Origin of the sequence: Streptomyces sp. NPDC001530 (assembly GCF_042894545.1) — a bacterium.
In the GTDB taxonomy this organism is placed as follows: domain Bacteria; phylum Actinomycetota; class Actinomycetes; order Streptomycetales; family Streptomycetaceae; genus Streptomyces.
Map to the genome: position 1 here is coordinate 330,495 of NZ_JBIAVS010000005.1, position 21,961 is coordinate 352,455.

Genomic DNA, 21,961 nt, shown 5'->3' on the forward strand with positions numbered 1-21,961 from the left:
GGAACCACCCTCTGGCACGGAAGGTAAGCCACCCTCCTGAACAGACAGAAGGACCTGCACCCCCCTCCGAGCGCAGGTCCTTCTTCTTGTACGAGGCGTGATGCCTGCGTGGACTGTGTCCGACCGCCTTACGCGGTGGCGTCACCCGAGTTGCGGCGACGGACCACGAAGACCGCACCGGCACCGGCGACAACGGCGATACCGCCGACGAGGCCGATCATCGGCAGGGCGGAGCTGGAGCCCGTCTCGGCGAGGCTGCCGTCCACCTCCGGCGTGTTGCTCTTGTCGGCGGGCTTGTCCGAGACCGGAGCCTTGCCGCCTTCCTGCGGCTTGGTGCCGTCGGTGGGCGTGCCGGCGGCGACGATCTGGAACTTGTACGCCACCTCGCCGAAGCCCGTGCACTCGCCGTCGGCGTCGCCGTAGATGCTGGCGCCGAGGGAGAAGCCGGCGCCGACCGGGGCGCTGGACTTCACGTTGATACGGAGCGGGATGTTGACCTCGTAGTCGGGCTTGAGCTCGTCGGTGTAGCCGACGAAGCCGACCGCGTAACCCTCGGAGTCGACGTCCTCCCAGACCTTGTCGTCCGGGTTGTAGGCCTGGAGCTGGACCTGCTTGCTCTTGAAGATGTCCTCGCCCGCCTTGTCGGGGGAGGCACCGGCGAAGAAGCCCAGGTCGTTCAGGGTGGACTCGGAGTTGTTGGCCACGTTCAGGGAGAACTTGTGCCAGCCGCTGCCCGCCGCGATCTTGCCGGGCAGGCCCGTGATGGACACGTCGACCTTGGAGTCCTCGCACTCGGACGGCTCCGGGTCGGGCGACTCGGACTCCTCGGGCGCGGAGGTGCTCGGCGCCGGGGAGGTCGGGGTGGCGGACGTGGAGGTGGGGTCGCTCGGGGCCGGAGTCTCGGTGGCCGTCTCGGTCGGAGTCGGGGTCGCCGACTCGGCCGGAGTCTCGGTGGCCGTCTCGGTCGGAGTCGGGGTCGCCGACTCGGCCGGAGTCTCGGTGACCGTCTCGGTCGCGGTCGGGGTGGGGCTCTCGTCCGTCGCGAACGCGGCCGGCGCCGACAGCAGCGCCAGCGGGGCTATGGCAGCCGTCGCGGCCGCAGCGGCCATGGCACGGCGAAGCTTCATGAAGACCTCGGAAAGTCCGGGTGCACCGCGACGTAGCGGCGCTCGTATGGGTGAGGCCTCCGCGTGTGGGGCGCGGGTGTGGCCGTTGGTTCTGCAGGTGTGACCGGTGAAACCTGAGAAGGGTTGTGCTCCCCTTCACGGAATTCTTATGTGACCTGCATCACATTCAAGTCCGGCTTGTGGACAGCCTTTCGAGCCCCATAGAACTGACCCTCGTGTCTGACAAGCAGCCAGAGGAAACAGGGGAACCCGCCGTCCCTGACGACGTGTGGGAGCGGTTCGCCCGCGACAGTGAACGCGACATCCGGAGGTCGGCCCCGAAGGAGCCGTCCGCGCGGGCGCGCATGGTCACGGAGCGGCTGCGGCAACAGGAGGCGCGAGGCGCGCGGCCCGAGGGCTGGCGCACGGGCCCCGCAGGGAGAGAGGGGAACGGGCGCGCGGCCCGGCGCCGTCGCCTGTGGGCGATCATCGGCGTACCGCTCGCGCTCGCGGTGGCGGTCGTGGCGATGAAGCCGTCCCTGCTGCCCGGCGATCCCTTCGGCACGTCGTCCGACGCCCCCGCGACCGCCGCCTCGCTGCCGCCGGAAACGGCGCCGCCGACCGCGCCGCCCTCCTCCGTGGACTCCGACACACCCACCCTGGACAGGCCGTTCGCCGGATCGCCCGCCGAGGGCTGGGCCGACGGCGCGGCCGGCATCGTCGTACCGAAGGCCACGCCGGTCGGCTCGCTCACCCGGGCCCAGGTGGCCACCGCCCTGCGGCAGACGAGGGCCCTTCTCGTCGACGCGAACCTCAACCCGGCGACTCTGCGCGGCGATCGCCCCGAGGCCGCGCTCGCCACCCTCGACCCCAAGCAGCCCAAGATGCTCGATGACGCGAAGGGCTGGCTGCGCGAGCCGGGCAAGGGACACGATCCGCTGTCGCTCTTCAGCCGGTTCGCCCCCGACGAGACACGGTTGGTCGGAGACGTGGTCAAGACACGTGGCCGGATGACGTTCAAGGCGGGCGAGCACGCTTCCGTCGCCATCCACGTCGACTACACCTTCGTCTACCCGGTGGCCCCCGCCGACCAGGGCTCGACCGAGGTCACCCGCACGATCGTGCGCCGCGTCCTCGACGTGGAGGTCGCCGACCCGAGGAAGTACCAGGCCACCCCCGGCACGTTGTGGATCCTCCGGTACGACCAGGATCTGGCCAACTCCGCCTGCGACGTCTACGACGGCTTCCTGCATCCGCGGTTCGCCTCGTCCGCCCCCACGGGCGAGCCCCCGACGGGCCCCACCACCGACCCGTACGACCGGAGCCGCGACATCGAGAACTCCGCCACGGACTCCTGCGGCACGGTGTCCCGCACCTGAGCGATGACGCACTGCCGCCGTCGCTGACGTGACGGGCAGGGCGAAGGGCCCCGCGGGACGGAGCCGCGGGGCCCTTCTTCGTCAGCACCGACGTCAGGGCAGCGCCGGTGCCTGGGGCGGCGCCGGGGGGTTGCGCCGCTGGTCCGGGTGACCACCGGGTCGTGCGCCCCGGCGCACTTGGGGCGCGCACGTGGTGTCGACCATTGGCGGTCAGGGAGAACAGAAACGGATGCGGTTGTCTGCTGGGGGGACTCGCCAGTCGTCTGCTGTGGGACTCGCTGAGGGACTCGGGGCCGTTCTCTCCAGGCGGGCTGTTCTCGCATCGTGCTGGATGGGCAACGGCCTCCGCAACCGCCTGGACCACCTCGGAACAGATTCCGCCGGTCGGCCCCGGGCGTCCCCGGAGCCGACCGTTCTCTTGAGTGACCGGGCTGCTGTCCCCTGCCGTCCGGTCACACCCCTGGGGCGAGGTCCCACGACGCACGGCACGATCCGTACGTCTCATCGCTCCAGGGGAGCCACGCGTGGTTCTTTCGAGCCCGCCCCTGGCTGACACGGACACCGGGACCAACGAAGCCCGCGGCGGGGCGGTCACGCGCCGTACGGGTGAGAGGAGATGCGTACGTGCGTACGCCGCGTACGGGGTCAGGTACGGGTTGTACGGGGGTTCCGAGCGGCTTCAGACGCGGCCGCGGCACAGCTCCAGCAGCGTCATCGCCAGCGACGTACCCGGCTTGCCCAGAGCGTCCCTGTAGTGGCCGAGGATCTCCATCTCGCGCGAGAGGTTCACCCGGCGGCCGCCGGAGGAGATCCGGGCCTCCTGGATCACCGCCGAGACCGCCATCCGTTCCTGGACGAGACCGATGATCCGGTCGTCGAGGGCGTCGATGCGCTCACGGGCGTCGGTGATCACGTCGGCGGCCTCGTCGGTGCGGGCGCCGGTCTTGTCGAGTACGTCGGCCATGGTGGGGCTCCTTGGTGGAAGAGGTGCCCCGGAGCGGCAGGGCCCGGAAACGGCAGACGCCCCGGGCCTTGTCGGCCCGGGGCGCCTGGGAAGTCGCTTGTCAGTTGCTCAAGCAGCACGACCATGGCAGCCGGTGGGCCGGTTGCCATAGGTAAACACGAAGGTCTGGTGCGTGAGCATGCGAGCAGTATGCCCGTGCGGGCGGACGGGGTCCAAGCGGGTTCGGATACTGAGATGCGGGGCTGTGCCCCGTAAGGGGCGCGGGGAACTGCGCGACAAGCCCCCACGCACCCGCAGCCAAAAGGCAACCCGAGGGGGGTCTGGGGCGCAGCCCCAGGTACGGGACGGGTAGGGGCGGAGGGGGCGAAAAACGGCCGTAGGCGCCCCCGCCCCAGCCCCCGGTAGAATCGGCAGCACACACACCCTTGCTCACCGCCGGAAGGCAAACCGTGCCAGAAGCGTCCCCCGCCGCCCCCGACACCGTCCTGGTCGTCGACTTCGGTGCGCAGTACGCCCAGCTCATCGCCCGTCGCGTCCGCGAGGCCCGGGTCTACAGCGAGATCGTGCCGAGCACCATGCCGGTCGCGGAGATGCTCGCCAAGAACCCGGCGGCGATCGTCCTCTCCGGCGGCCCCTCGTCGGTGTACGCGGAAGGCGCCCCCCGCCTCGACCGCGAGATCTTCGAGTCCGGTGTCCCCGTCTTCGGCATGTGCTACGGCTTCCAGCTGATGGCCACGACCCTCGGCGGCACGGTCGACAACACCGGCGCCCGCGAGTACGGCCGTACGCCGCTGCACGTCTCGAAGCCCGGCTCCACGCTCTTCGAGGGCACCCCGGACGAGCAGTCGGTGTGGATGTCACACGGAGACGCCTGCTCCGCCGCCCCCGAGGGCTTCACCGTCACGGGCTCCACGGACGTCGTCCCGGTCGCGGCCTTCGAGAACGACGAGAAGAAGCTGTACGGCGTCCAGTACCACCCGGAGGTCATGCACTCCACGCACGGCCAGCAGGTGCTGGAGCACTTCCTGTACCGGGGCGCGGGCCTCAAGCCGAACTGGACGACCGGCAACGTCATCGACGAGCAGGTCGCGCTGATCCGCGAGCAGGTCGGCACCAAGCGCGCCATCTGCGGTCTCTCCGGCGGCGTGGACTCCGCCGTCGCCGCCGCCCTCGTACAGAAGGCCATCGGCTCCCAGCTGACCTGTGTGTACGTCGACCACGGTCTGATGCGCAAGGACGAGACCCAGCAGGTCGAGAAGGACTTCGTGGCCGCGACCGGCGTCCAGCTGAAGGTCGTGGACGCGGAGGAGCGCTTCCTCGCCGCGCTGGCCGGGGTCTCCGACCCCGAGGAGAAGCGGAAGATCATCGGCCGGGAGTTCATCCGGGTCTTCGAGCAGGCGCAGGCGGAGATCATCGCCGAGGCCGCGGAGGGCGAGGACGTCGCCTTCCTGGTGCAGGGCACGCTCTACCCGGACGTGGTCGAGTCCGGTGGCGGCACCGGCACGGCCAACATCAAGTCCCACCACAACGTGGGCGGCCTTCCCGAGGACCTCGAGTTCGAGCTCGTCGAGCCGCTGCGCAAGCTCTTCAAGGACGAGGTCCGGATGGTCGGCCAGGAGCTCGGCCTGCCGGACGAGATCGTCCAGCGCCAGCCGTTCCCGGGCCCCGGCCTCGGCATCCGTATCGTCGGCGAGGTCACCAAGGAGCGCCTGGACCTGCTCCGCGAGGCCGACGCCATCGCCCGCGAGGAGCTGACGGCCGCCGGTCTCGACCGCGACATCTGGCAGTGCCCGGTGGTCCTGCTCGCGGACGTCCGCAGCGTGGGCGTCCAGGGCGACGGCCGGACGTACGGCCACCCGATCGTGCTCCGTCCGGTGTCGAGTGAGGACGCGATGACGGCCGACTGGTCCCGTCTCCCGTACGACGTCCTCGCCAAGATCTCGACGCGGATCACGAACGAGGTCGCGGACGTCAACCGGGTCGTCCTCGACGTGACGTCGAAGCCGCCGGGCACCATCGAGTGGGAGTGACCCTCCCCGACAGCTGACGAAAGGCGCCGCCCCTTCCCGGGCGGCGCCTTTCGTCTTGTGCCCCGGGCCGCTTGTGCCCCGGGCCGCGTCTTGCGCCGGGCCGCCTCTTGCGCCGGGTCACGTCCGCTTGACGATCCGCAGGTCCTCGCCCGGCCTCCAGATCTGCAGCACCAGGTACTTCTCGTCCTCCACAGACGTCCGTACGACCTCCGTCAGGTCGGCGCGGAAGCAGTGGAAGGCGGACGGGTCCGGCGGGTGCACCTCGTCGGCGTACCGTCGCAGGGCCTCGGGATCGAGGACCTCGACGGCCCGCCCGCTGATCCGGACGTCGCCGCCGCCCATGTCCGTGCCCGGCCCCGGGTTCGCCTGGAGCGCGAAGCGCGGGTCGCGGCGCAGGTCGAGCGCCTTGAGCGAGTTCGGCATCATGCCGAGGCACAGCTCGCCGTGCAGGAACCGCACTTCGATGCCGGTGGTGCGGGGCGAGCCGTCCTTGCGGAGGGTCGCGAGGACGTGGTGCGTGAAGTTCCCGAAACGGTCCTCGACGGTCTTGGCGAGGTCCGGTTCGGCGGTGGTGAAGGCTGCCCAGTTCGACGTCATACGGGGAGTGTGGCGCGGATACCCGACATCCTCTGTCCGGTTTCCCGGGGCGGGCGCGGGTCGGTGTCAGACCACCGTCTGGACGCGCCGCGCGAGCCTGCGTCGGCGGACGACCTCCAGGTAAAGGAAGCCCAGGAAAAGGGCCTCCGCGCCGATGAAGGCGGCGAGTGCCGCCTGCCAGCCGGAGACGAGAAGGAACAGAGCGATGAAGAGGGCGCAGACAGTCATGATCATCGACTTGGCACGCACGCTCAGATCGCCGGCCAGGGCGTCGAGCTCGATCCGATCCCTCAGCCGCCGGACCGCCGGTGCCGCCTCCGGAAGCGGTCTGAGGGTGCCAGGACGCAGCCCCCGCACCGTGACGGCGCCCGCGGTGTGCGATCGTGCGTCCGCCGGCTCGGTACGCACGAGGTGGACCTGCAGTGCCCGGCTCACCCGGTGCGCCTCCGCGTAACGGAAACCGTGCTGCTCGGCGACGTAGGTGAGGAGGGCCAGCCGGCGCGGGGAGCCGCCGAGATCGCTGAGGACGACGAAGTCGCGCTCCGCGAGCTGCCGGAGCAGGGCGAGGATCCGTCGCTCTGCGCGGTTCATGCGTGCCTCCTGAAGTCCTGGGATACATGGGTTCGAGGCAGGGAGTCGAGTTCGAGGCAGGGAGTCATTCGGGCAGACCAGTGACCACGCGCAACGGTTGTGCCCATCTCTTCACCGACCCCCTCTGTTCTCCTGCGCTGACCGGGGGTAACTTCCGCTCCGTACCGAACACGCCAGTGCTGGAGGACATATGCACGGGCCCACCCCGCCGCTGCCCCTGCCCACCGACCAGCTGCGGTTCGCCATGCCGCCGATGCACGAGTCGCCGGAGGACGAGCGGCGGCACCGCAAGGAACGGCTGGCCGGGGCGCTGCGGCTGTTCGGACGGCTCGGATTCGAGGACGGGGTCTCCGGGCACATCACGGCGCGCGACCCGGAGTACAGCGACTGCTTCTGGGTGAACCCCTTCGGGATGCCGTTCAAGCACGTCACCGTGAGCGACCTGGTCATGGCCAACCAGGACGGGCAGGTGATCGAGGGCCGCTACCACGTGAACCAGGCTGCCTTCACCGTGCACGCCCAGGTCCACGCCGCCCGCCCCGACGTCGTCGCCGTCGCCCACTGCCACTCCGTCCACGGGCGCGCCCTGTCCGCGCTCGGCGACCTGCTCGACCCCATCACCCAGGAGAGCTGCGCCTTTTACGAGGACCACGCGCTGTACGCCGCATACACGGGGGTCGCGGTGGATGCCGAGGAAGGGCGCCGGATCGCGGCGGCGCTGGGCTCCCGAAAGGCGCTGGTGCTGCGCAATCACGGGCTGCTGACGGTCGGGGACTCGGTGGACGCCGCGGCCTGGTGGTTCCTGTCCATGGAGCGGTCGAGCCAGGTCCAGCTCAGCGCGAAGGCCGCGGGGCGGCCGATCCTCATCGACCACAAGCAGGCGGTCGCGACGCGCGAACAGCTCGGCGGCGACCTGGTGGCGTGGATCAACTACCAGCCGCTGTGGCAGGACATCAGCCGCAGCGAGCCTGATCTGCTGTCGTAAGTCCCTGATCGCTGTCGTAGGTCGTGGAACGGGGTCGTGGAAACGGGGGCGCGGGTGGGGCGCGTGTTCAGAACCCGCGGAGCACCGCCGCCTTCGTCATGGCGAACTCCTCGTCCGTCAGCACGCCGTCGCGGTGCAGCTCGCCCAACTCCCGCAGACGGCGCAGGAGTACGTCGTGGTGGTCGCTCTGCGGTGCTACGGCGGAGGCGAGCTGGGGATGATCCACGTACTCGCCCGTACGCGTGGACGGGTGTGGCAGGCGTGCGGTGACCGCGGTCGCGACCAGCGCCGTGAGCAGGTCGCGGCGGGCGCTGCCCCACAGGTCGAGGGCGTACGGGTCCTTCTCCGGCGGCAGTTTGGAGAACACCGTCTCGCGTGTCACAAAGCGCACAAAGCCGTCCTCGTAACCGGAGTTGGGCAGCCACTCGACCTGGACGAGGTCGCCGACGGCGATGATCCGCGGGCCCGTCGCCCGCTTGACCCGGTCGGAGGTGTCCGCCCAGTCGATGCGCACCTGCGCGCCGTCGAAGGAGACCGTACCGTCGCTGGAACGGACCGACACCGGCACCGGCGGGCCGGAGAGGAGATAGGTCTTCGCCGGCTCCTTGGGGATCTGGTCCAGGAGCAGCGCGCGGCGGATCTCCTCGGCGACGTACTCGGCGACCCCGGAACGGTCGACGTCGACCGTGAGCTTGTAGGGGTCCGCCGCCTCGGGCAGCCGACCCCCGGTCGCCTGCAGGAGCGGGTCGGCGCCCTCGCGGAGCCTGAGGCGCAGACGGCCGCGCTTGCGTTCGGGTTCGTAGACGATGCCTGACACCGCCTCCAGGGGGACGGCGATCTCTCCGTACGTCTGCCGGAACAGCGGCACGGAGCGGTGGAGTCCCGGCGTGATCCTGACCGTGTTGCCGTCGAAGGCCCAGGTCCCGTCGCGCTGGATGATCTCGGCCATAGAGAAATTCTCGCAGCCGGGTCAACACGGGGTCCTGTTCTTCACCCGCGCTGACCAGACCTGCCGGATGCGTGCGGTGATTCGTACGGCACAATGCGCTGTCATCGCGAGGCAGTTGTAAGGCAGTTGTACGGCAGTCAGGCGTACGGAAGGTCTGGCTGCGCGGTGTTTTCTGGCGCGGGGAAGGCGGCAGCGGGCGTGGCGGTGCAGGAGGCGGGACACGGCGCGGGGCGCGGTGCCGGGGGTGGTTCCGGGCCCGGCTCTGGGCGTGGCTCAGGGCAGGGCGCGGGGCAGGGTGCGCACGAGGGTGGCTGCACCTGTGGGGACTGCCCGCACGGGGCGCGTGCGGGACACCGGCGCGCTGTCGCCGAATTCCTCGCCAAGCGCGACGAGTTGGCGTCCGGACACGGGCTGCCCGCCGCCGTCGCGCACTCGGCGTCCGCGTCGCGGCAGTGGGTCTCCGACGAGCTGACCCAGTCCGCGGACCTCGTCGCCGAGCGCGGGCGGGTCGAGGGCGAGGCCTGGCTGGGACGGCTGTGGCGGTACACCGCGTACGCGGTCTGGGGCGCTGCCGTGGCCCTGCTCCTGGTGCAGGCGCTCACCGCGATCGGGGCGGGGTGGACGGCCGCGCGGACGGCCGGGCTGCTCGCGGCGGTCGTCCTGGCCGGACTGCTGACGGGGGCGGCCCGGCTGCACCGGGCCCGGGGCGGTGCCCTCGCCCCCGTCATCGGCGAGGACAACCGGCTCTCCACCTCGCGCGCGGTGGCGGCCGGCTGGGTGCTCTTCGTGGTGTACGCGGTGCTCGTGCTGGTCGGGCAGCTCGCGGCGGCCTCCGCGCACCGCTCCCGGGACGAACTGATCGCCGGCCTCGAACTCGCCCGGGGCGCCGGTGTGGTGACCGTCGTCGCCGTGGTGTGCGGGGTCGCGGTGCTGGTGCGGCGGGTGGTGGGGCTGCGGGTGCTGGGGCAGCGCCTGCAGAAGGTACGCGCGGACCGGCCGCGCGCCGCCGATCTGCTGACCGACGACTCCGGGCGGGGCAGCTTCGCCGACATCCAGTACGTCGTGATCGCCGCGGTCGCTCTCGCCTTCGCGGCGGTACGGCTGGCTCGGCGGCCTGCGCAGCTGCCCGACCTGCCCTGGGGGCTGGCCCTGCTGGTGCTGGTGTCGGCCGGCACCTACCTCGCCGGAAAGTACGCCGAGGGCGGGCGTCCCGTGATCCTCTCCGTCGTCCGCTCCCGCGAGGCGGGCGACCTGGACGCACCCATCCGCACCGGCGACGACATCGAGATCCGGGGGGCCGGGTTCGTACCGCCCGGCGCGCAGACGGCCGATCGGCTGTCGCGGATGGTGGTCCGGATCGGGGCGGTGCATGTACATGTGCCACTGGTGCCGGTGGCCGGGGGGTTCAGCAACCCCACGGATGCGGTGCTCACCGTGCCGGTGCCGGTGGATGTGGAGCCCGGGCGGGTGGAGGTGCAGGTGATCACGGCGGCGGGGGCCGAGACAAACCGCTGCGCGATCGATGTGACGGACTGAGGGGGTGGGGTGCCGATGCTGCGCGTCGCGTTCCGCCGGTGGGTGGGGCGGGGCCGTGCCGGTACATCCGCCTCGTCGGCGGTCGCAGTGCGGGGTGGTGCCACGGCTCGGCCCGTTGGCAACCACGTAAGCGACGGGGCATGTGATGTACCGGCACGGCCCCTCCGGTGGTCTGGCGGGTGCGGGTGAGCGGGGGCGGGCGTCGGCGACTGCGGGTGTGTTCCGCTCACCGTGCCTGTGCCCTCCATTTCGGCGGGGCACCAACCAGCCCGCGGGTCGGGAAATCTTTAGCCCGTCCGGCGTTTGAGGACGAGGCCCTTTAGGCCGAAGGGGGGTCTGGGGGCGCAGCCCCCAGGGACGGGGAGGGTAGGGGCGGAGGGGGCGAAAAACGCCGGGGGGTGGCAGCGGTGCCGGGGGCTGTCATGGGGGTGAAGTCAGGAAAAACGGGCCCCCAGGATTGAGCGGGGGCCGACTGTCGTACGTATGGTCTGTTGAGGGGTCAACGGCACGCGGGCGAGAGGCGGCGGAGAGCGATGACTCACGGTATGCGGACGGATACTCATTCCTCCTATCTCGACGAGAGGCGAGACTGGCGGGACTCCGCCACGCGCTACGCCCTGTTGCCCCTACGCGTCTTCCTCGGCGTCACCTTCATCTACGCCGGCCTGGACAAACTCACCGACAGCGCCTTCATGAAGGACTCCGGCTCGGGCTCGATCGGGGACATGATGCGCACGGTCCGGGACTCGTCCGCGATCCCGGCCCTCGTCGACCTCGCCCTGAAGAACCCTGTCGGCTTCGGCTACGCCATCGCCTTCGGCGAACTGGCCGTCGGTATCGGCACCTTGATCGGCCTGCTGGCCCGCCTCGCCGCACTGGGCGGAGCCCTCATCTCCCTCAGCCTGTGGCTGACGGTGAGCTGGGCCTCCGACCCGTACTACTACGGCAACGACCTCGCCTACCTGATGGCCTGGCTTCCGCTCGTGCTCGCGGGCGCTTCGGTCTTCTCCCTGGACGCGGTCCTGCGAGCCCGGCGCGGGCAACGCGCCGGGGGGTATCGCTAGGCGCTCACGTCGGACGACCGGGGCTTGGCCCGGCGTCTGCGGACGGCGTGGGTCAGGAACGCCACCGCGCCCGCCAGGCAGAGCCCGACCGTGACGACGGGGATGACGGCGAACCATGGGGTCTCCCAGGCGCCCCCCGCGTCACCGGCGTAGGTGACGCCCGCGACGGTGAGGAAGAACCCCGCGACCAGCTTTCCCGGCTGGAACTCATGACGTAGCACGGGTCACCTCCGCCTGTCCCACGCCGACATGCAGGTCGAGGTCGAGCATGCCGCCGTTCTTGTCGGTGGTCGTTGGTGACAGCGTCACCTGCTTGGACTTGCCCGGCTCCACGTCCACATCCTTCTTGTCGTCGCCCGGCAGCTGGATGTCTCCGACGCCCACGTCCACGTTCAGTTTCACGGTCGCGTCCTTGGGGATGACGACCTTGAGCCGGCCCACGCCCACTTCGGCGCTCGTCGTCACCGTCCGGCCCTTGGCGAGGTTCAGACGGGTGAGGTCCAGGGTGCCGACGCCGGTGCCGAGGTCGTAATTCTTCTGGACGTCGGCCGTGGCGGCGGGCGTCCAGTCCTTTCGTATCCAGTGCGTGGTGATGTCCTTGGGCAGCGCAGCGGAGGCGGCCAGCAGAGCCGCTGTGAGCACGGCCAGGAAGATCGATCCCGCGCCCGTACGCCCGAGGAAGGCGCTGATGGCTATGCCGAGCCCGAACACGATCAGCGCGCAGGCCAGGCCGGTCTGCAGGCTGGTGCCCAGCGCGTGGTCGTCCCAGGTGAGGCCGGTGCCGAGGCCTCCCGCGAGCAGCGCGAGCAGGAAGACCCAGCCGCCGATCCAGCGGGGGCCGCGCGGCTTCGGCTGCCGTGGCGTGCGGATGTCGGGGCGGGTGGTGCCGCGGGCGATGTTGACCGCCGCCGCGACGTCCCGGTCCCGTGCGTCCTCCGGTCCCCACAGATAGCCGGTGCCGCCCACATGCGACCCGTCCTTGACGATCGGGTCGCGCCACCAGGAGGGGTAGGAGGCGGGCACGGGCGGTGCCTGCGCCTCGGGCGGGGCGTCGGCGACGGCCTGGGCGGCGAGCGGGTCGGGGTCGGGGGCGCCGCGCTGCTGCGACCAGTACCCCGCACCGGCCAGCAGGAGGGAGAGGACGACGGCGAAGGTCAGCACCCCGCCGTTGTTGAGCATGGAGAGGAACACTCCGCAGCCGACCAGCGCGAAGAGCACGGCCGCCAGGGCCTGGCCGTCGACGCGGCCGGTGAGCAGCTTGCGTACCTCGTTCTCCTCTTCGTCGTCGTACGGGACGAACAGCCACACGAAGCCGTAGAAGATGAGGCCGATGCCGCCGGTCGCGGAGAGGACCGCGAGCACGATCCGGAAGATCACCGGGTCCATGTCGCAGTGCCGGCCGAGACCGCCGCACACCCCGCCCAGCATCTTCTGCCGGTGGTCGCGCCGGAACTTGCGCGGGACCTCGGGCGCGGCCGGGTCAGCGGGCGCGGTCGGGACCGAGTCGGCGGGCTCGGCCGCGCCCTCGTGCGCGCGCGGCTCCTCACCTGTGGCGGGGTCCGGTGCGGGCGGCACGGCGTCCCGCGGCCCGGTGCCCGGCGGTGGGGCGCCCGGGCCGGGGCCGGGGTCCGGCTCCGCTGCCGCGTGCTGCTGATCTGTCATGCGTCCATGGTGACGGGCGAGACGGCGCGACGGCAGTCGGGATGACCCTGGCCGAACCCTGATATCGGCCCTGACGGGGGCTGGGGAGGGGGAGGGGGGAGTGTTCGATCGTCTGGTTTCCGGCGATCAACTACCGGCCTTGCGACGATCAATCGCCCGCTTTGCCTAGATCATCGCCGGTTTTCCGAAGATCAGGGGCGTCTCGGGGGTCGACCCTGATGCCCCGGCCCGCTGGGCGTGTGAACATCGATGGCATGCCGGAAGCCGCAGCCATGCCCCTCGACGACCCGCGGCCCACGCGCAAGCTCTACCGCAGCAGCGACGGACGCTGGCTCGGGGGCGTGGCGCGAGGGCTCGCCGGGCATCTCGGGCTGCCCGTGATCTGGGTGCGGCTCGTCTTCGTCGGACTGTTCATGGCGGACGGTCTGGGAGCGCTGCTGTATGCCGCGTTCTGGTTCTTCGTGCCGCTCGGCGTCGGCGGCGTCGGCTCCGGGCGGACGCCGGCGTTCACCACCGAGACCGCCCCCGACGGCCGCCGCAGACTGGTGGCCCGCAAGCCGGACAAGGGTCAGATCGTGGCCCTGCTCCTCATGGTCGTCGTGGCCATGGTCTTCGTCGGCAATGTGAACCTCGGCGGGGGAGCCAAGGCGTATCTGTGGCCGACAGTCCTCGTCGGCGCGGGCGTCGCCCTGGTCTGGCGCCAGGCGGACAACGCGCGGCGGGCCCGCTGGGTGGAGGTCGGCCGCCGCCGTCGTACGCTCACGCTGCTGCGTTCCGCGGCCGGCGTTCTGCTCGTCACCGCGGGCGTCTCCGGGATATTCGTCCTCCAGGGCTCCGCGGCCCACCTCGGCTCCGTTCTGCAGGCGGCGCTCGCGGTCCTCGTCGGCATAGCGCTCCTCGCCGGCCCCTATCTCGTCCGTATGACCCAGGACCTCTCCGAGGAGCGCCTGATGCGCATCCGCGCCCAGGAGCGGGCCGAGGTCGCCGCCCACGTCCACGACTCCGTGCTGCACACCCTGACCCTGATCCAGCGCAACGCGGACAATGGCAATGAGGTACGACGGCTCGCCCGAGCCCAGGAGCGCGACCTGCGCGCCTGGCTCTACAAGCCGGAGGGGACAGGGAAGGACGAGGCCGACGAGCCCGACACCCTCGCCGAAGCGGTCCGGCGCCATGCCGCCGAGGTCGAGGACAAGCACGGCGTCCCCATCGAGGTGGTCGTCGTCGGCGACTGCCCGCTCGACGAGGGCCTGACCGCACAGATGCAGGCCGCGCGGGAAGCGATGGTGAACGCGGCCAAGTACGGTGGCGAGGGCGGCGCGGTACAGGTCTACGCCGAAGTCGAGGGCAGGACGGTCTTCGTGTCCGTCCGCGACCGCGGCCCCGGCTTCGACCTCGACGCGATACCCGCCGACCGCATGGGCGTTAGAGAATCGATCATCGGCCGTATGGAGCGCAACGGCGGCACGGCGCGACTGCGCGCGGTGCCGGACGGCGGCACGGAGGTCGAGTTGGAGATGGAGAGGGCGGAGAAGACGTCATGAGCGACGCTAACGGGCCTGTGGAGTCCGGCAGTTCTGCTGAGGAGACCCCTTCGGCCGCCGCATCCGGAGAGGTCGTGGACGCGGCCGCGTCGGCCGGTGCCGGGGGAGGGCGTCGCGTGCGGGTCGTGCTGGTCGACGACCACCGTATGTTCCGTACGGGCGTGCAGGCCGAGATCGGGCAGACCGAGCGGACCGGCGTCGAGGTGGTCGGCGAGGCCGCCGACGTCGACCAGGCGGTCACGGTCATCACGGCCACGCGGCCCGAGGTCGTCCTGCTCGACGTCCACCTGCCGGGCGGCGGCGGTGTCGAAGTGCTGCGCCGCTGCGCCCCGTTGATGGCCGCCGCCGAGCAGCCGGTCCGCTTCCTCGCGCTGTCCGTGTCGGACGCCGCGGAGGACGTCATCGGCGTGATCCGCGGCGGCGCCCGGGGGTACGTCACCAAGACGATCACCGGCACGGACCTCGTCGACTCCATCTTCCGTGTCCAGGACGGCGACGCGGTCTTCTCGCCTCGCCTGGCCGGATTCGTCCTGGACGCGTTCGCCTCGACCGACGCCCCGCCCGTCGACGAGGACCTCGACCGCCTCACCCAGCGCGAGCGCGAGGTCCTGCGCCTCATCGCCCGTGGCTACGCGTACAAGGAGATCGCCAAGCAGCTGTTCATCTCCGTCAAGACGGTCGAGTCCCATGTCTCGGCGGTCCTCAGAAAGCTCCAGCTGTCCAACCGGCACGAGCTGACCCGATGGGCCACGGCACGACGGCTGGTGTGACCGTCCGGGGGGCTTGACGTCCCGGTCACCGGGTCGGGTTCACGGCGTGGGCCTTGAAGAACGTGTAGTGGAACGTGCCGTCGTCGGTGGTCGTGCGGTACAGGTCCGTGATGCCGCGGTCCCAGTCGGAGGCCGTCATCAGGCCCGCGGCGAGGGCGTCCTCGCGTACGGACTCGATCATGGCGATGAAGGTGTTGCGGGTGAAGCCGTTCACCAGGGCGGGGCGGGAGCGGTCCGCGTAGACCGTACGGGGGCGGACCTCGACGTCCGTGTAGCCGGCGCCGGTGATGAGGGGGTGCAGTTGGCGGCCGATCAGCGCGTTGCCGCCCGCCGTGGACTGGAGTTGGACCTGGCAGTCGATCGCCGCGTGGGCGTACGCGCTGTCGGGGTGGAAGAACGTAGAGCCGTGGTCGCCCTCGATGACCGTGAGGCTGCCGCCGGGACGCAGGACGCGGCGCAGGGCGGTGAGGGCCTGGCGCGGGGCGGCCAGGTGTTCCAGGACGAAGCAGACGAAGACGTGGTCGAAGGAGGCGTCGGGAAAGGGGAGTTCGAAGAGGTTCGCCCGGTGCCACGACACGTGCGCGTCGGGGGCGTGGGCCGTCACGCGGGCGCGGGCCTGGGCGAGGGAGTCGGCCGAGACGTCGACCGCCGTGAAGTGCGCCTGAGGGCTCGCCGTCACCAGGTGCACCGTCTGCGCGCCCACCCCGCAGCCGACCTCGAGAATCTTGCTGCCCGCGAGGTAGGCCGTGCCCGAGTGCAGCAGCGCCGCCAGCGTGTCGGCCTGGTCGCCGAGGCGGCGGGTCTCGTGGGCGGAGTAGCCGTGGACGTAGTCGATTGGCGTGGTCATGAGGCGAGCCTCGTTCGAGAATGGTTCGGTGAACAGGTCCAATGGAGCTCCCGTTGACAGGTCCATACGTGCCGAGTCGGCCGCATCCGTAATCCCCGCGGCGTCGGGGTCCGACTTTCTCCAACTCGACATCGGCGATGCCCCGTTCGGCGGTCGGGCCGACTGGCTGGCGGGGCAGTTGCGGCGGGCGATCTCCGACGGGCGCCTGCCGCTCGGGAGCCGGCTCCCGGCGACCCGGATCCTCGCCGCCGAGCTGCGTGTCTCCCGTGGGGTGGTGACGGAGGCGTACCAGCGGCTGTCCGAGGACGGGCATGTGGCGGGCAGGGGCCGCAACGGGACGGTCGTCGTGGCGGCGCCCGCGCCTCCGGCGGAGCCACCGCGCCACCCCGCGCGGCGCGAGAATCCCGTCGGCTCCATCGACGCTAAGGCCCCCGCGCCGCACCAACTCGTCGCCCCCAAAGGGGTGTTCACCCATCCTCCCGGTGAGGACATCTTCGACCTGGTACGTTCCGCCCCCGCCCGTATCGACCTCTCGCCCGGTGTCCCCGACCTCACCGCGTTCCCGCGGGCGGCCTGGCTGCGCGCCGAGCGGGAGGTGTTCGGGAGCCTGTCCGCGGCGGGCTTCGGGTACGGGGATCCGCGGGGGACGCCGGAGCTGCGGCGGGCCGTGGCGCACTGGCTGGCGCGGAACCGGGGGATCAGGGCCGAGCCGGACGAGGTGGTCGTCGTGGCGGGGACCGCGCAGGCGCTGGCGCTGATCGGGCAGGTGCTGCGCGAGGACGGAGTCGAGGAGATCGCCGTGGAGGACCCCGGCTCGCTCGGGGTCCGGCAGCATCTGCGGCGCCAGGGGCTCCGTACGCCGCCCGTGTCCGTCGACGCCGAGGGCATCCGGGTGGACGAACTGCGGGCGCACCGAGCCGTGTTGCTCACGCCGGCCCACCAGTTCCCGACCGGGGTCGTGCTCGGGGGCGCGCGGCGCCGGGCGCTGCTGCGGTGGGCCGGGGACGGCGGGCTGATCGTGGAGGACGACTACGACGCCGAGCACCGTTACGACCGGCCGCCCGTGCCCGCGCTGCGGTCGATGCTGCCCGAGCGGGTCTGTTACGCGGGCAGCGTGTCCAAGCTGCTGGCCCCCGCGCTCCGTACGGGATGGGTGCTCGCGCCGCCCCGCCACCGCGACGCGCTGGTGTCCGCGAAACGCTTCGCCGACCTCGGCAACGCCGCCCTGCCCCAGCTCGTACTCGCCCGGCTCATGGAGTCCGGCGAACTGGAGCGGCATCTACGGCTGTTGCGCCGCCGCCATCGCCGCCGCCGCGACGCCATGATCACGGCGATCCGCGACCACCTGCCGGGCGCCGTCGTGCACGGAGCGGCGGCGGGACTGCATCTCCTGATCACCTTCGACGGAGACAGGGCGGAGGCGTTCGCGGACACCGACCTCGCCGCCGCCTCCCTCGCCCGTGGCGTCAAGGCCCATCCGCTCTCCTGGCACCACCAGCGCCCGGGCCCGCCCGGCCTGCTCCTCGGCTATGCCGCGTCACCGGCCACGGCCATCACCGAGGGAGTGGCGGCGATCGGCGAGGCGCTACGAGACCTCCGCTGAGAGCCTCCAAGGCTCACACCACCCGGGTGGCCCCCGCGAACGGCATCTCGTCGATCGGAGCCACCCGCACCGGCGCCGTCGGATTCGGGGCGTGGATCATCTGGCCGTTGCCCACATAGATGCCCACATGGCTGATGCTCGAGTAGAAGAACACCAGGTCGCCGGGGAGGAGTTCGGAGCGTGAGACCCGGCGTCCGGCGTCGATCTGGGCGTAGGTCGTACGGGGCAGGGAGATGCCCGCGGAGCGGTACGCGGCCTGGACGAGGCCGGAGCAGTCGAAGGCGTCCGGTCCGGTGGCGCCCCAGACGTAGGGGCTGCCGAGCTTCTCATAGGCGTACGCGATGGCCGTCGCCGCACGGGAGTTGGGGGCGGCGGCGGTGCCGGACGACGACACCGCATCGAGGTCGCGGGCCGAGGAACGCGAGGCGTGCTGCCCGGCGCCGCCGCTCTCCCCGAGCCGCGCGCGCTGATCGGCGCTGAGCTGTGACAGCAGCCGCCGTGCCGCGTCGAGTTTCCCGTTGATCGTCTTCTTGTGCCGCTTCAGCTCGGCCTGCCGCGACTTGAGCGAGCTGAGCTCGATGTGCGCGGCGCCGCGCAACTGCTCGATCTCCCGCAGCTGTTTGCGTACCCCGGCCACGGCCGCCGACTGCCGGCTGCCCGCCCGCTCGGCGAACGCGGCGCCGTCCAGGTACTGGTCGGGATTGTCGGAGAGCGCGAGTTGCAGCGCGGGGTCGAGGCCGCCGCTGCGGTACTGCGCCGCGGCTATCGAACCCAGCGCCTCCCGCGCCGAGTTGAGCCGGTCCTCCTTGCGCGCCGCCTCGTCGCGCAGCGCATTCAGCCGCTCCTCCGCCTTGTCGGCCTTCTCCTTGGCGCCGTTGTACTTCTCGGTGGCGACCTCCGCCTCCTCGTACAACTTGTCGACCTTGGCCTTCACCTGCGCCGGAGACAGTTGCGGATCGGCGTGCCCGGTCCCGTCGAAGCCGGTCGCCGTCGCCGCGCCCGCGAGGGCGATCGTGGCGGCTGTGCGGGCCGTGTTTTCGCCGAGCGAGCGCTGTCTGGGCTTGCGGTGCGCTGCCACGAGGGCCCACGTCCTTCCGTACGACCGCCGGAGCGAGCACCGGAGCGGTCAGCGGTTACACGTCCGGCGGCGGCCTGCACAGGGGGAGCGGGCCGCCGCCGGACCTTCTCGGCGGTGGTGACCGACTGCCGCCCCTGGCCCGGGCGGCGGTGGGGAGCCGGTCACCTGGTGGAGGACGCTAAACCTGGGAGTGAGGGGTTGGTAACGCCATGTACGGAACTGGCGCCACTGGATCGCCCAGTGACCGTATGTGACCGTGATCCTCGCCTGGCGTCACCGGCTTCACGCAGTGCGATGACCGATGCGGCGAATCCGGGACAACCGGCGTTGCTCCGGTGCTATGGGTTACAAGGGGTGGACCGGTGACAAGGGGGACCGGTGACTGGAGGGACCTGGGCGTCCGATTAGGCTCCGGCCTCATGGACGTACTCATCCATCTCTTCGTCGGCCTGCACATCATCGGCATCGCCTCGCTCCTCGGCGGCTTCCTCACGCAGATGAAGGCGATGGGCCAGGGCACCGCCCGCTTCGTCCCCGCGATGCTGCACGGCGCGCTGACCATGCTGGTCACGGGCGTGGTCCTGGTCGGCCTCAACCAGGCCGACGACAACCCGGTCAACAACATCAAGATCGGCGTGAAGCTGGCGCTGCTGATCGTGATCCTCGGGCTCGTCTATGTGAAACGGGACGACGAGAAGGTCGACAAGGGCCTCTTCGGGCTCGTCGGCCTGCTGACCACCGCGAACATCTTCATCGCGGTGCTCTGGACCTGATCGCGTTCATCGCGGCGCCCTGGACCTGATCGCGCGGGCCGGGTCGGTCGGGCTGTTCGAGGCGGCCGCGCTCATCGCGCGGACGGCTCCGGCCGCGACGGCCAGCCACGCCGCCGCCGAGATCCACAGCAGCACCTCCCCGGGGCCCTTGAGCCAAGGGGCATCGACGGCGGTCGCGACCGACAGGGCCGCCACCGCCGTCATCCCCATCGGGAAGACGGTCGCCCAGCGCCGTACGTCGTAGCTCGGGCGCGGCCACACCAGCTCCGCGGCGGCGAGGACGGCGTACCAGGCGAAGGCGAGCACGAGCAGCGCGACGGTCACGGAGCGCAGGACGTCGCTGTCGTCGTCGTTCCACAGGTACGGGTTCACGTGGTGCGCGTCGATGAGCTTGGCCCCGGCCAGCGCCGAGAGGGCGAGGGCGCCGCCCGCGATCCACTGGTCCCCGGCACCCCGGGCCACCTCCCGGACGTCGAAGTGCGCGAACGCCACCCCGTAGAGCACGATCCCCAGCCAGAACAGCACCAGCGCGCCATGCGCGAGCCACTCCGGGCCCACCGCCGCGGCGAGCGTGGCGCCCAGCACCGCGAGCCCTTGCGTGGCCACGCACACCAGGAACACCCCTCCCGGCATACGACGCTTCCAGTGCCGCACGACGACGAAGAGCAGCACCGGCCACAGCATCGCCGACAGCGCGAGCAGGGCCTCGGCCGGCTCCTGCCACCCCAGGGCCGACAGCCGCGTCCCGAGCACCGTGGTCGCCGCGACCGCGGTGAGCCCCGGGGGCGAGCACGCCTCCTCCACCCACCGCGTCCGCTCCCGCATCAGCCGTACGACGAAGTCCGCTGCGAGCGCGAGCCAGGCGACCGACCCCAGGGCCAGCGCGATACGGGACAGGGTCTCGTAGCCGGTCAGATGCAGCCCGACCGAGACGATGCCGGTGGCCATGACGGCGGCACCGGCGGCGGGCGGCCGATGCGCCCACCAGGCGCGGAGCTGGGAGATCGCTGGCATGCGCCTGATGCTAGGGATCTCCGGACAAGTTGCCCGCGGGGCACGCGCGCGGGACGCGTGAAAACGCGGTGGCACGCGCGCGTGGGGCACGAAATCGCGGTGGCACGCGCGCGTCGAGCACGAAGAGGGAATGCACGCGTGCGTCGAGCCCGCAGCCAGAATGCACGCGCGCGTGGGGCACGAAAACGCGGGACACGCGCGCGTGGAGCGCGACATGCCCCACGCGCGCGTGCCCCGCACAAAGCGTTGCTCGCGGAATGGCCTACGCCGGTCGCACCACGCTGTGGATGATCGACTCGCCCGCGTAGTAGATCGACTCCTCGCGGACGTACGCCCCCGGCTTCGGCGCGTGGATCATCATGCCGTTGCCGATGTAGAGGCCGACGTGGCTGATGTCGTCGTAGAAGAAGATCAGGTCACCGGGCTGGGCGTTGGCGAGGGAGACCGTCGTGCCCGCGTTCACCTGGTCCCAGGTGGTGCGCGGGAGGGTGACGCCGGCGGCCTTCCAGGCGGCCTGGGTCAGGCCCGAGCAGTCGTACGAGTCCGGGCCGGTCGCGCCCCAGACGTACGGCTTGCCGATCTGCGCACGGGCGAACGCGATGGACTTCGCCGCCTTCGTTGCGTACGAGGAGTCGGTGGTGGTCGAGCCCGACGAACCGGTCGTGGTGCCCGACGAGCCGCTCGTGGTGTCCGACGAGCCGCTCGTGGTGCTCGACGACGACTCCTGCTCCGCCGCCTTCTTCGCGGCCTCGGCGGCGGCCTGCTGCTCCGCCAGCTCCGCCGCCTTGCGCGCGGCTTCCTCCTGCTTCTTCTTCTCGATCGCCGCGAGCCGCGCCTTCTCCTCGGCGGTCAGCTTCGAGAGCAGTTCGCGGGCCTCGGAGAGCTTGTGCTGGACGTCGGCCTTGGACGTCTTCAGCGCGTTCTGCGACGTGGTGAGCGTCTGCAGGCTCTTGGCGGCCTCCGCGCGCTTCTTCGTGGTGGCGGCCTGCTCGGTGATGTAGTCGTCGACGGCCGCCTTCTGGCGGGTGGTCAGACGGCTCATCAGCTGCGTCTGGTCGAAGTAGTCCTGCGGGTCGTCGGCGAGCAGCAGGGTCGCGGTGTTGGGGGCGGCGGCCCCGGTGCGGTACTGCGCCGCCGCGAACGATCCGAGTTCCTCGCGCGCGGTGTTGAGCTTCTCGGTGCGCTGGGCGACGTCGTCGAGGAGCGTGTCGACGCTCTTGCGCTGCTTGGAGGTCTTCTCCTTGGCGGCGTTGTACTTCTCGGTGGCCGTCTCGGCCTGGTGGTAAAGGTCGTTGACCTTCTTCTCGACTTCTTCGAGGCTCGGCTTGGGTTCGGCCGAGGGCGCGGCGTTCGCCGTCTGGGAGAGCAGGGCCACGGAGGTGAGCGCCGCCGTCGCGAGCGCGGGGGTCCGTATGCCTGCTATCCGCGTACCCGTAGGACGCCATTTGCGATGCGACGCCAAGAGAGGC

General features: G+C 71.2%; 20 protein-coding genes. 9 read left to right on the forward strand and 11 right to left on the reverse strand.

The window, feature by feature from the left end; translation table 11 throughout:
- Nucleotides 1-128: 128 nt before the first annotated feature.
- Complete coding sequence (locus ACFY0T_RS12170; RefSeq protein WP_388867872.1) at nt 129-1,127, reverse strand: LAETG motif-containing sortase-dependent surface protein; 999 nt, start codon at nt 1,125-1,127, stop codon at nt 129-131.
- A gap of 215 nt (nt 1,128-1,342) precedes the next feature.
- On the opposite strand from ACFY0T_RS12170, the gene ACFY0T_RS12175 reads away from it, so the two are divergent.
- Entirely contained in the window at nt 1,343-2,485 is a 1,143-nt protein-coding gene (locus ACFY0T_RS12175; protein WP_388867875.1) for a hypothetical protein, read from the forward strand.
- Nucleotides 2,486-3,164: 679 nt separating this feature from the next.
- On the opposite strand, the gene ACFY0T_RS12180 is transcribed toward ACFY0T_RS12175, so the two are convergent.
- Nucleotides 3,165-3,449 carry a chorismate mutase gene (locus ACFY0T_RS12180; protein WP_388867878.1) on the reverse strand — a complete coding sequence of 95 codons (285 nt, stop codon included), beginning with the start codon at nt 3,447-3,449 and terminating at the stop codon, nt 3,165-3,167.
- A 449-nt stretch (nt 3,450-3,898) separates the two neighbouring features.
- Here ACFY0T_RS12180 and guaA point away from each other — a divergent pair, with 449 nt between their 5' ends.
- Nucleotides 3,899-5,479 carry a glutamine-hydrolyzing GMP synthase gene (guaA, locus tag ACFY0T_RS12185; RefSeq protein WP_388867881.1) on the forward strand — a complete coding sequence of 527 codons (1,581 nt, stop codon included), beginning with the start codon at nt 3,899-3,901 and terminating at the stop codon, nt 5,477-5,479.
- 117 nt (nt 5,480-5,596) lie between these two features.
- Here the strand turns inward: guaA and ACFY0T_RS12190 are convergent, their stop codons facing one another.
- Nucleotides 5,597-6,076, reverse strand: coding sequence for a pyridoxamine 5'-phosphate oxidase family protein (locus ACFY0T_RS12190; protein WP_388867885.1), 480 nt, complete (start codon nt 6,074-6,076; stop codon nt 5,597-5,599).
- Nucleotides 6,077-6,142: 66 nt separating this feature from the next.
- Complete coding sequence (locus ACFY0T_RS12195; RefSeq protein ID WP_388867888.1) at nt 6,143-6,667, reverse strand: hypothetical protein; 525 nt, start codon at nt 6,665-6,667, stop codon at nt 6,143-6,145.
- Between the two features lie 190 nt (nt 6,668-6,857).
- Between ACFY0T_RS12195 and ACFY0T_RS12200 the strand changes: the two genes are divergently transcribed.
- Nucleotides 6,858-7,652: a class II aldolase/adducin family protein gene (locus ACFY0T_RS12200; protein ID WP_388867891.1), complete on the forward strand. Its 795-nt coding sequence runs from the start codon at nt 6,858-6,860 to the stop codon at nt 7,650-7,652.
- Between the two features lie 67 nt (nt 7,653-7,719).
- On the opposite strand, the gene ACFY0T_RS12205 is transcribed toward ACFY0T_RS12200, so the two are convergent.
- Complete coding sequence (locus ACFY0T_RS12205; protein ID WP_388867894.1) at nt 7,720-8,601, reverse strand: DUF4429 domain-containing protein; 882 nt, start codon at nt 8,599-8,601, stop codon at nt 7,720-7,722.
- A 198-nt stretch (nt 8,602-8,799) separates the two neighbouring features.
- Between ACFY0T_RS12205 and ACFY0T_RS12210 the strand changes: the two genes are divergently transcribed.
- Together ACFY0T_RS12210 and ACFY0T_RS12215 are read left to right on the forward strand one after the other, a co-directional pair.
- Nucleotides 8,800-10,137, forward strand: coding sequence for a hypothetical protein (locus ACFY0T_RS12210; RefSeq protein ID WP_388867897.1), 1,338 nt, complete (start codon nt 8,800-8,802; stop codon nt 10,135-10,137).
- Between the two features lie 533 nt (nt 10,138-10,670).
- A complete protein-coding gene (locus ACFY0T_RS12215; protein ID WP_388867900.1) occupies nt 10,671-11,201 on the forward strand; it encodes a DoxX family protein in 531 nt (176 codons plus the stop codon).
- Here the strand turns inward: ACFY0T_RS12215 and ACFY0T_RS12220 are convergent.
- Nucleotides 11,198-11,422, reverse strand: a complete 225-nt coding sequence (locus ACFY0T_RS12220) for a hypothetical protein (RefSeq protein WP_388867903.1) — start codon at nt 11,420-11,422, stop codon at nt 11,198-11,200. The genes ACFY0T_RS12215 and ACFY0T_RS12220 overlap by 4 nt on opposite strands.
- Nucleotides 11,409-12,863 carry a PspC domain-containing protein gene (locus ACFY0T_RS12225; RefSeq protein WP_388867906.1) on the reverse strand — a complete coding sequence of 485 codons (1,455 nt, stop codon included), beginning with the start codon at nt 12,861-12,863 and terminating at the stop codon, nt 11,409-11,411. Before ACFY0T_RS12225 ends, ACFY0T_RS12220 begins: the two co-directional genes overlap by 14 nt.
- 218 nt (nt 12,864-13,081) lie before the next feature.
- Here ACFY0T_RS12225 and ACFY0T_RS12230 point away from each other — a divergent pair, with 218 nt between their 5' ends.
- Together ACFY0T_RS12230 and ACFY0T_RS12235 are read left to right on the forward strand one after the other, a co-directional pair.
- Nucleotides 13,082-14,407 carry a PspC domain-containing protein gene (locus tag ACFY0T_RS12230; protein WP_388867909.1) on the forward strand — a complete coding sequence of 442 codons (1,326 nt, stop codon included), beginning with the start codon at nt 13,082-13,084 and terminating at the stop codon, nt 14,405-14,407.
- A complete protein-coding gene (locus ACFY0T_RS12235) occupies nt 14,404-15,177 on the forward strand; it encodes a LuxR C-terminal-related transcriptional regulator (RefSeq protein WP_388867912.1) in 774 nt (257 codons plus the stop codon). The genes ACFY0T_RS12230 and ACFY0T_RS12235 overlap by 4 nt, the downstream gene beginning before the upstream one ends.
- Nucleotides 15,178-15,202: 25 nt before the next feature.
- Here ACFY0T_RS12235 and ACFY0T_RS12240 read toward each other — a convergent pair whose 3' ends face one another.
- Nucleotides 15,203-16,024 carry an L-histidine N(alpha)-methyltransferase gene (locus ACFY0T_RS12240; RefSeq protein ID WP_388867915.1) on the reverse strand — a complete coding sequence of 274 codons (822 nt, stop codon included), beginning with the start codon at nt 16,022-16,024 and terminating at the stop codon, nt 15,203-15,205.
- Nucleotides 16,025-16,052: 28 nt separating this feature from the next.
- Between ACFY0T_RS12240 and ACFY0T_RS12245 the strand changes: the two genes are divergently transcribed.
- Nucleotides 16,053-17,627, forward strand: a complete 1,575-nt coding sequence (locus ACFY0T_RS12245; protein ID WP_388867918.1) for a PLP-dependent aminotransferase family protein — start codon at nt 16,053-16,055, stop codon at nt 17,625-17,627.
- 13 nt (nt 17,628-17,640) lie between these two features.
- Here ACFY0T_RS12245 and ACFY0T_RS12250 read toward each other — a convergent pair whose 3' ends face one another.
- The gene (locus ACFY0T_RS12250; protein ID WP_388867921.1) at nt 17,641-18,705 is read right to left on the reverse strand and encodes an NlpC/P60 family protein; all 1,065 of its coding nucleotides are present in this window, start codon (nt 18,703-18,705) and stop codon (nt 17,641-17,643) included.
- 419 nt (nt 18,706-19,124) lie between these two features.
- On the opposite strand from ACFY0T_RS12250, the gene ACFY0T_RS12255 reads away from it, so the two are divergent.
- Complete coding sequence (locus ACFY0T_RS12255) at nt 19,125-19,478, forward strand: hypothetical protein (RefSeq protein WP_369248664.1); 354 nt, start codon at nt 19,125-19,127, stop codon at nt 19,476-19,478.
- A gap of 6 nt (nt 19,479-19,484) precedes the next feature.
- On the opposite strand, the gene ACFY0T_RS12260 is transcribed toward ACFY0T_RS12255, so the two are convergent.
- Nucleotides 19,485-20,492: a tellurite resistance/C4-dicarboxylate transporter family protein gene (locus ACFY0T_RS12260; protein ID WP_388867925.1), complete on the reverse strand. Its 1,008-nt coding sequence runs from the start codon at nt 20,490-20,492 to the stop codon at nt 19,485-19,487.
- A gap of 262 nt (nt 20,493-20,754) precedes the next feature.
- Nucleotides 20,755-21,954 (reverse strand): NlpC/P60 family protein, encoded by a 1,200-nt coding sequence (locus tag ACFY0T_RS12265; protein ID WP_388867928.1) that lies wholly within the window; start codon nt 21,952-21,954, stop codon nt 20,755-20,757.
- Between the last annotated feature and the right edge of the window lie 7 nt (nt 21,955-21,961).

Bases quoted from the DNA above. Each gene is read 5' to 3' on its own strand.
- ACFY0T_RS12240 (WP_388867915.1), bottom strand. From the start codon at position 16,024: ATGACCACGCCAATCGACTACGTCCACGGCTACTCCGCCCACGAGACC.
- ACFY0T_RS12180 (WP_388867878.1), bottom strand. From the start codon at position 3,449: ATGGCCGACGTACTCGACAAGACCGGCGCCCGCACCGACGAGGCCGCC.
- ACFY0T_RS12225 (WP_388867906.1), bottom strand. From the start codon at position 12,863: ATGACAGATCAGCAGCACGCGGCAGCGGAGCCGGACCCCGGCCCCGGC.
- ACFY0T_RS12235 (WP_388867912.1), top strand. From the start codon at position 14,404: ATGAGCGACGCTAACGGGCCTGTGGAGTCCGGCAGTTCTGCTGAGGAG.
- ACFY0T_RS12205 (WP_388867894.1), bottom strand. From the start codon at position 8,601: ATGGCCGAGATCATCCAGCGCGACGGGACCTGGGCCTTCGACGGCAAC.
- ACFY0T_RS12255 (WP_369248664.1), top strand. From the start codon at position 19,125: ATGGACGTACTCATCCATCTCTTCGTCGGCCTGCACATCATCGGCATC.
- ACFY0T_RS12195 (WP_388867888.1), bottom strand. From the start codon at position 6,667: ATGAACCGCGCAGAGCGACGGATCCTCGCCCTGCTCCGGCAGCTCGCG.
- ACFY0T_RS12260 (WP_388867925.1), bottom strand. From the start codon at position 20,492: ATGCCAGCGATCTCCCAGCTCCGCGCCTGGTGGGCGCATCGGCCGCCC.
- ACFY0T_RS12230 (WP_388867909.1), top strand. From the start codon at position 13,082: ATGCCCCGGCCCGCTGGGCGTGTGAACATCGATGGCATGCCGGAAGCC.
- ACFY0T_RS12190 (WP_388867885.1), bottom strand. From the start codon at position 6,076: ATGACGTCGAACTGGGCAGCCTTCACCACCGCCGAACCGGACCTCGCC.
- ACFY0T_RS12170 (WP_388867872.1), bottom strand. From the start codon at position 1,127: ATGAAGCTTCGCCGTGCCATGGCCGCTGCGGCCGCGACGGCTGCCATA.
- ACFY0T_RS12200 (WP_388867891.1), top strand. From the start codon at position 6,858: ATGCACGGGCCCACCCCGCCGCTGCCCCTGCCCACCGACCAGCTGCGG.
- ACFY0T_RS12215 (WP_388867900.1), top strand. From the start codon at position 10,671: ATGACTCACGGTATGCGGACGGATACTCATTCCTCCTATCTCGACGAG.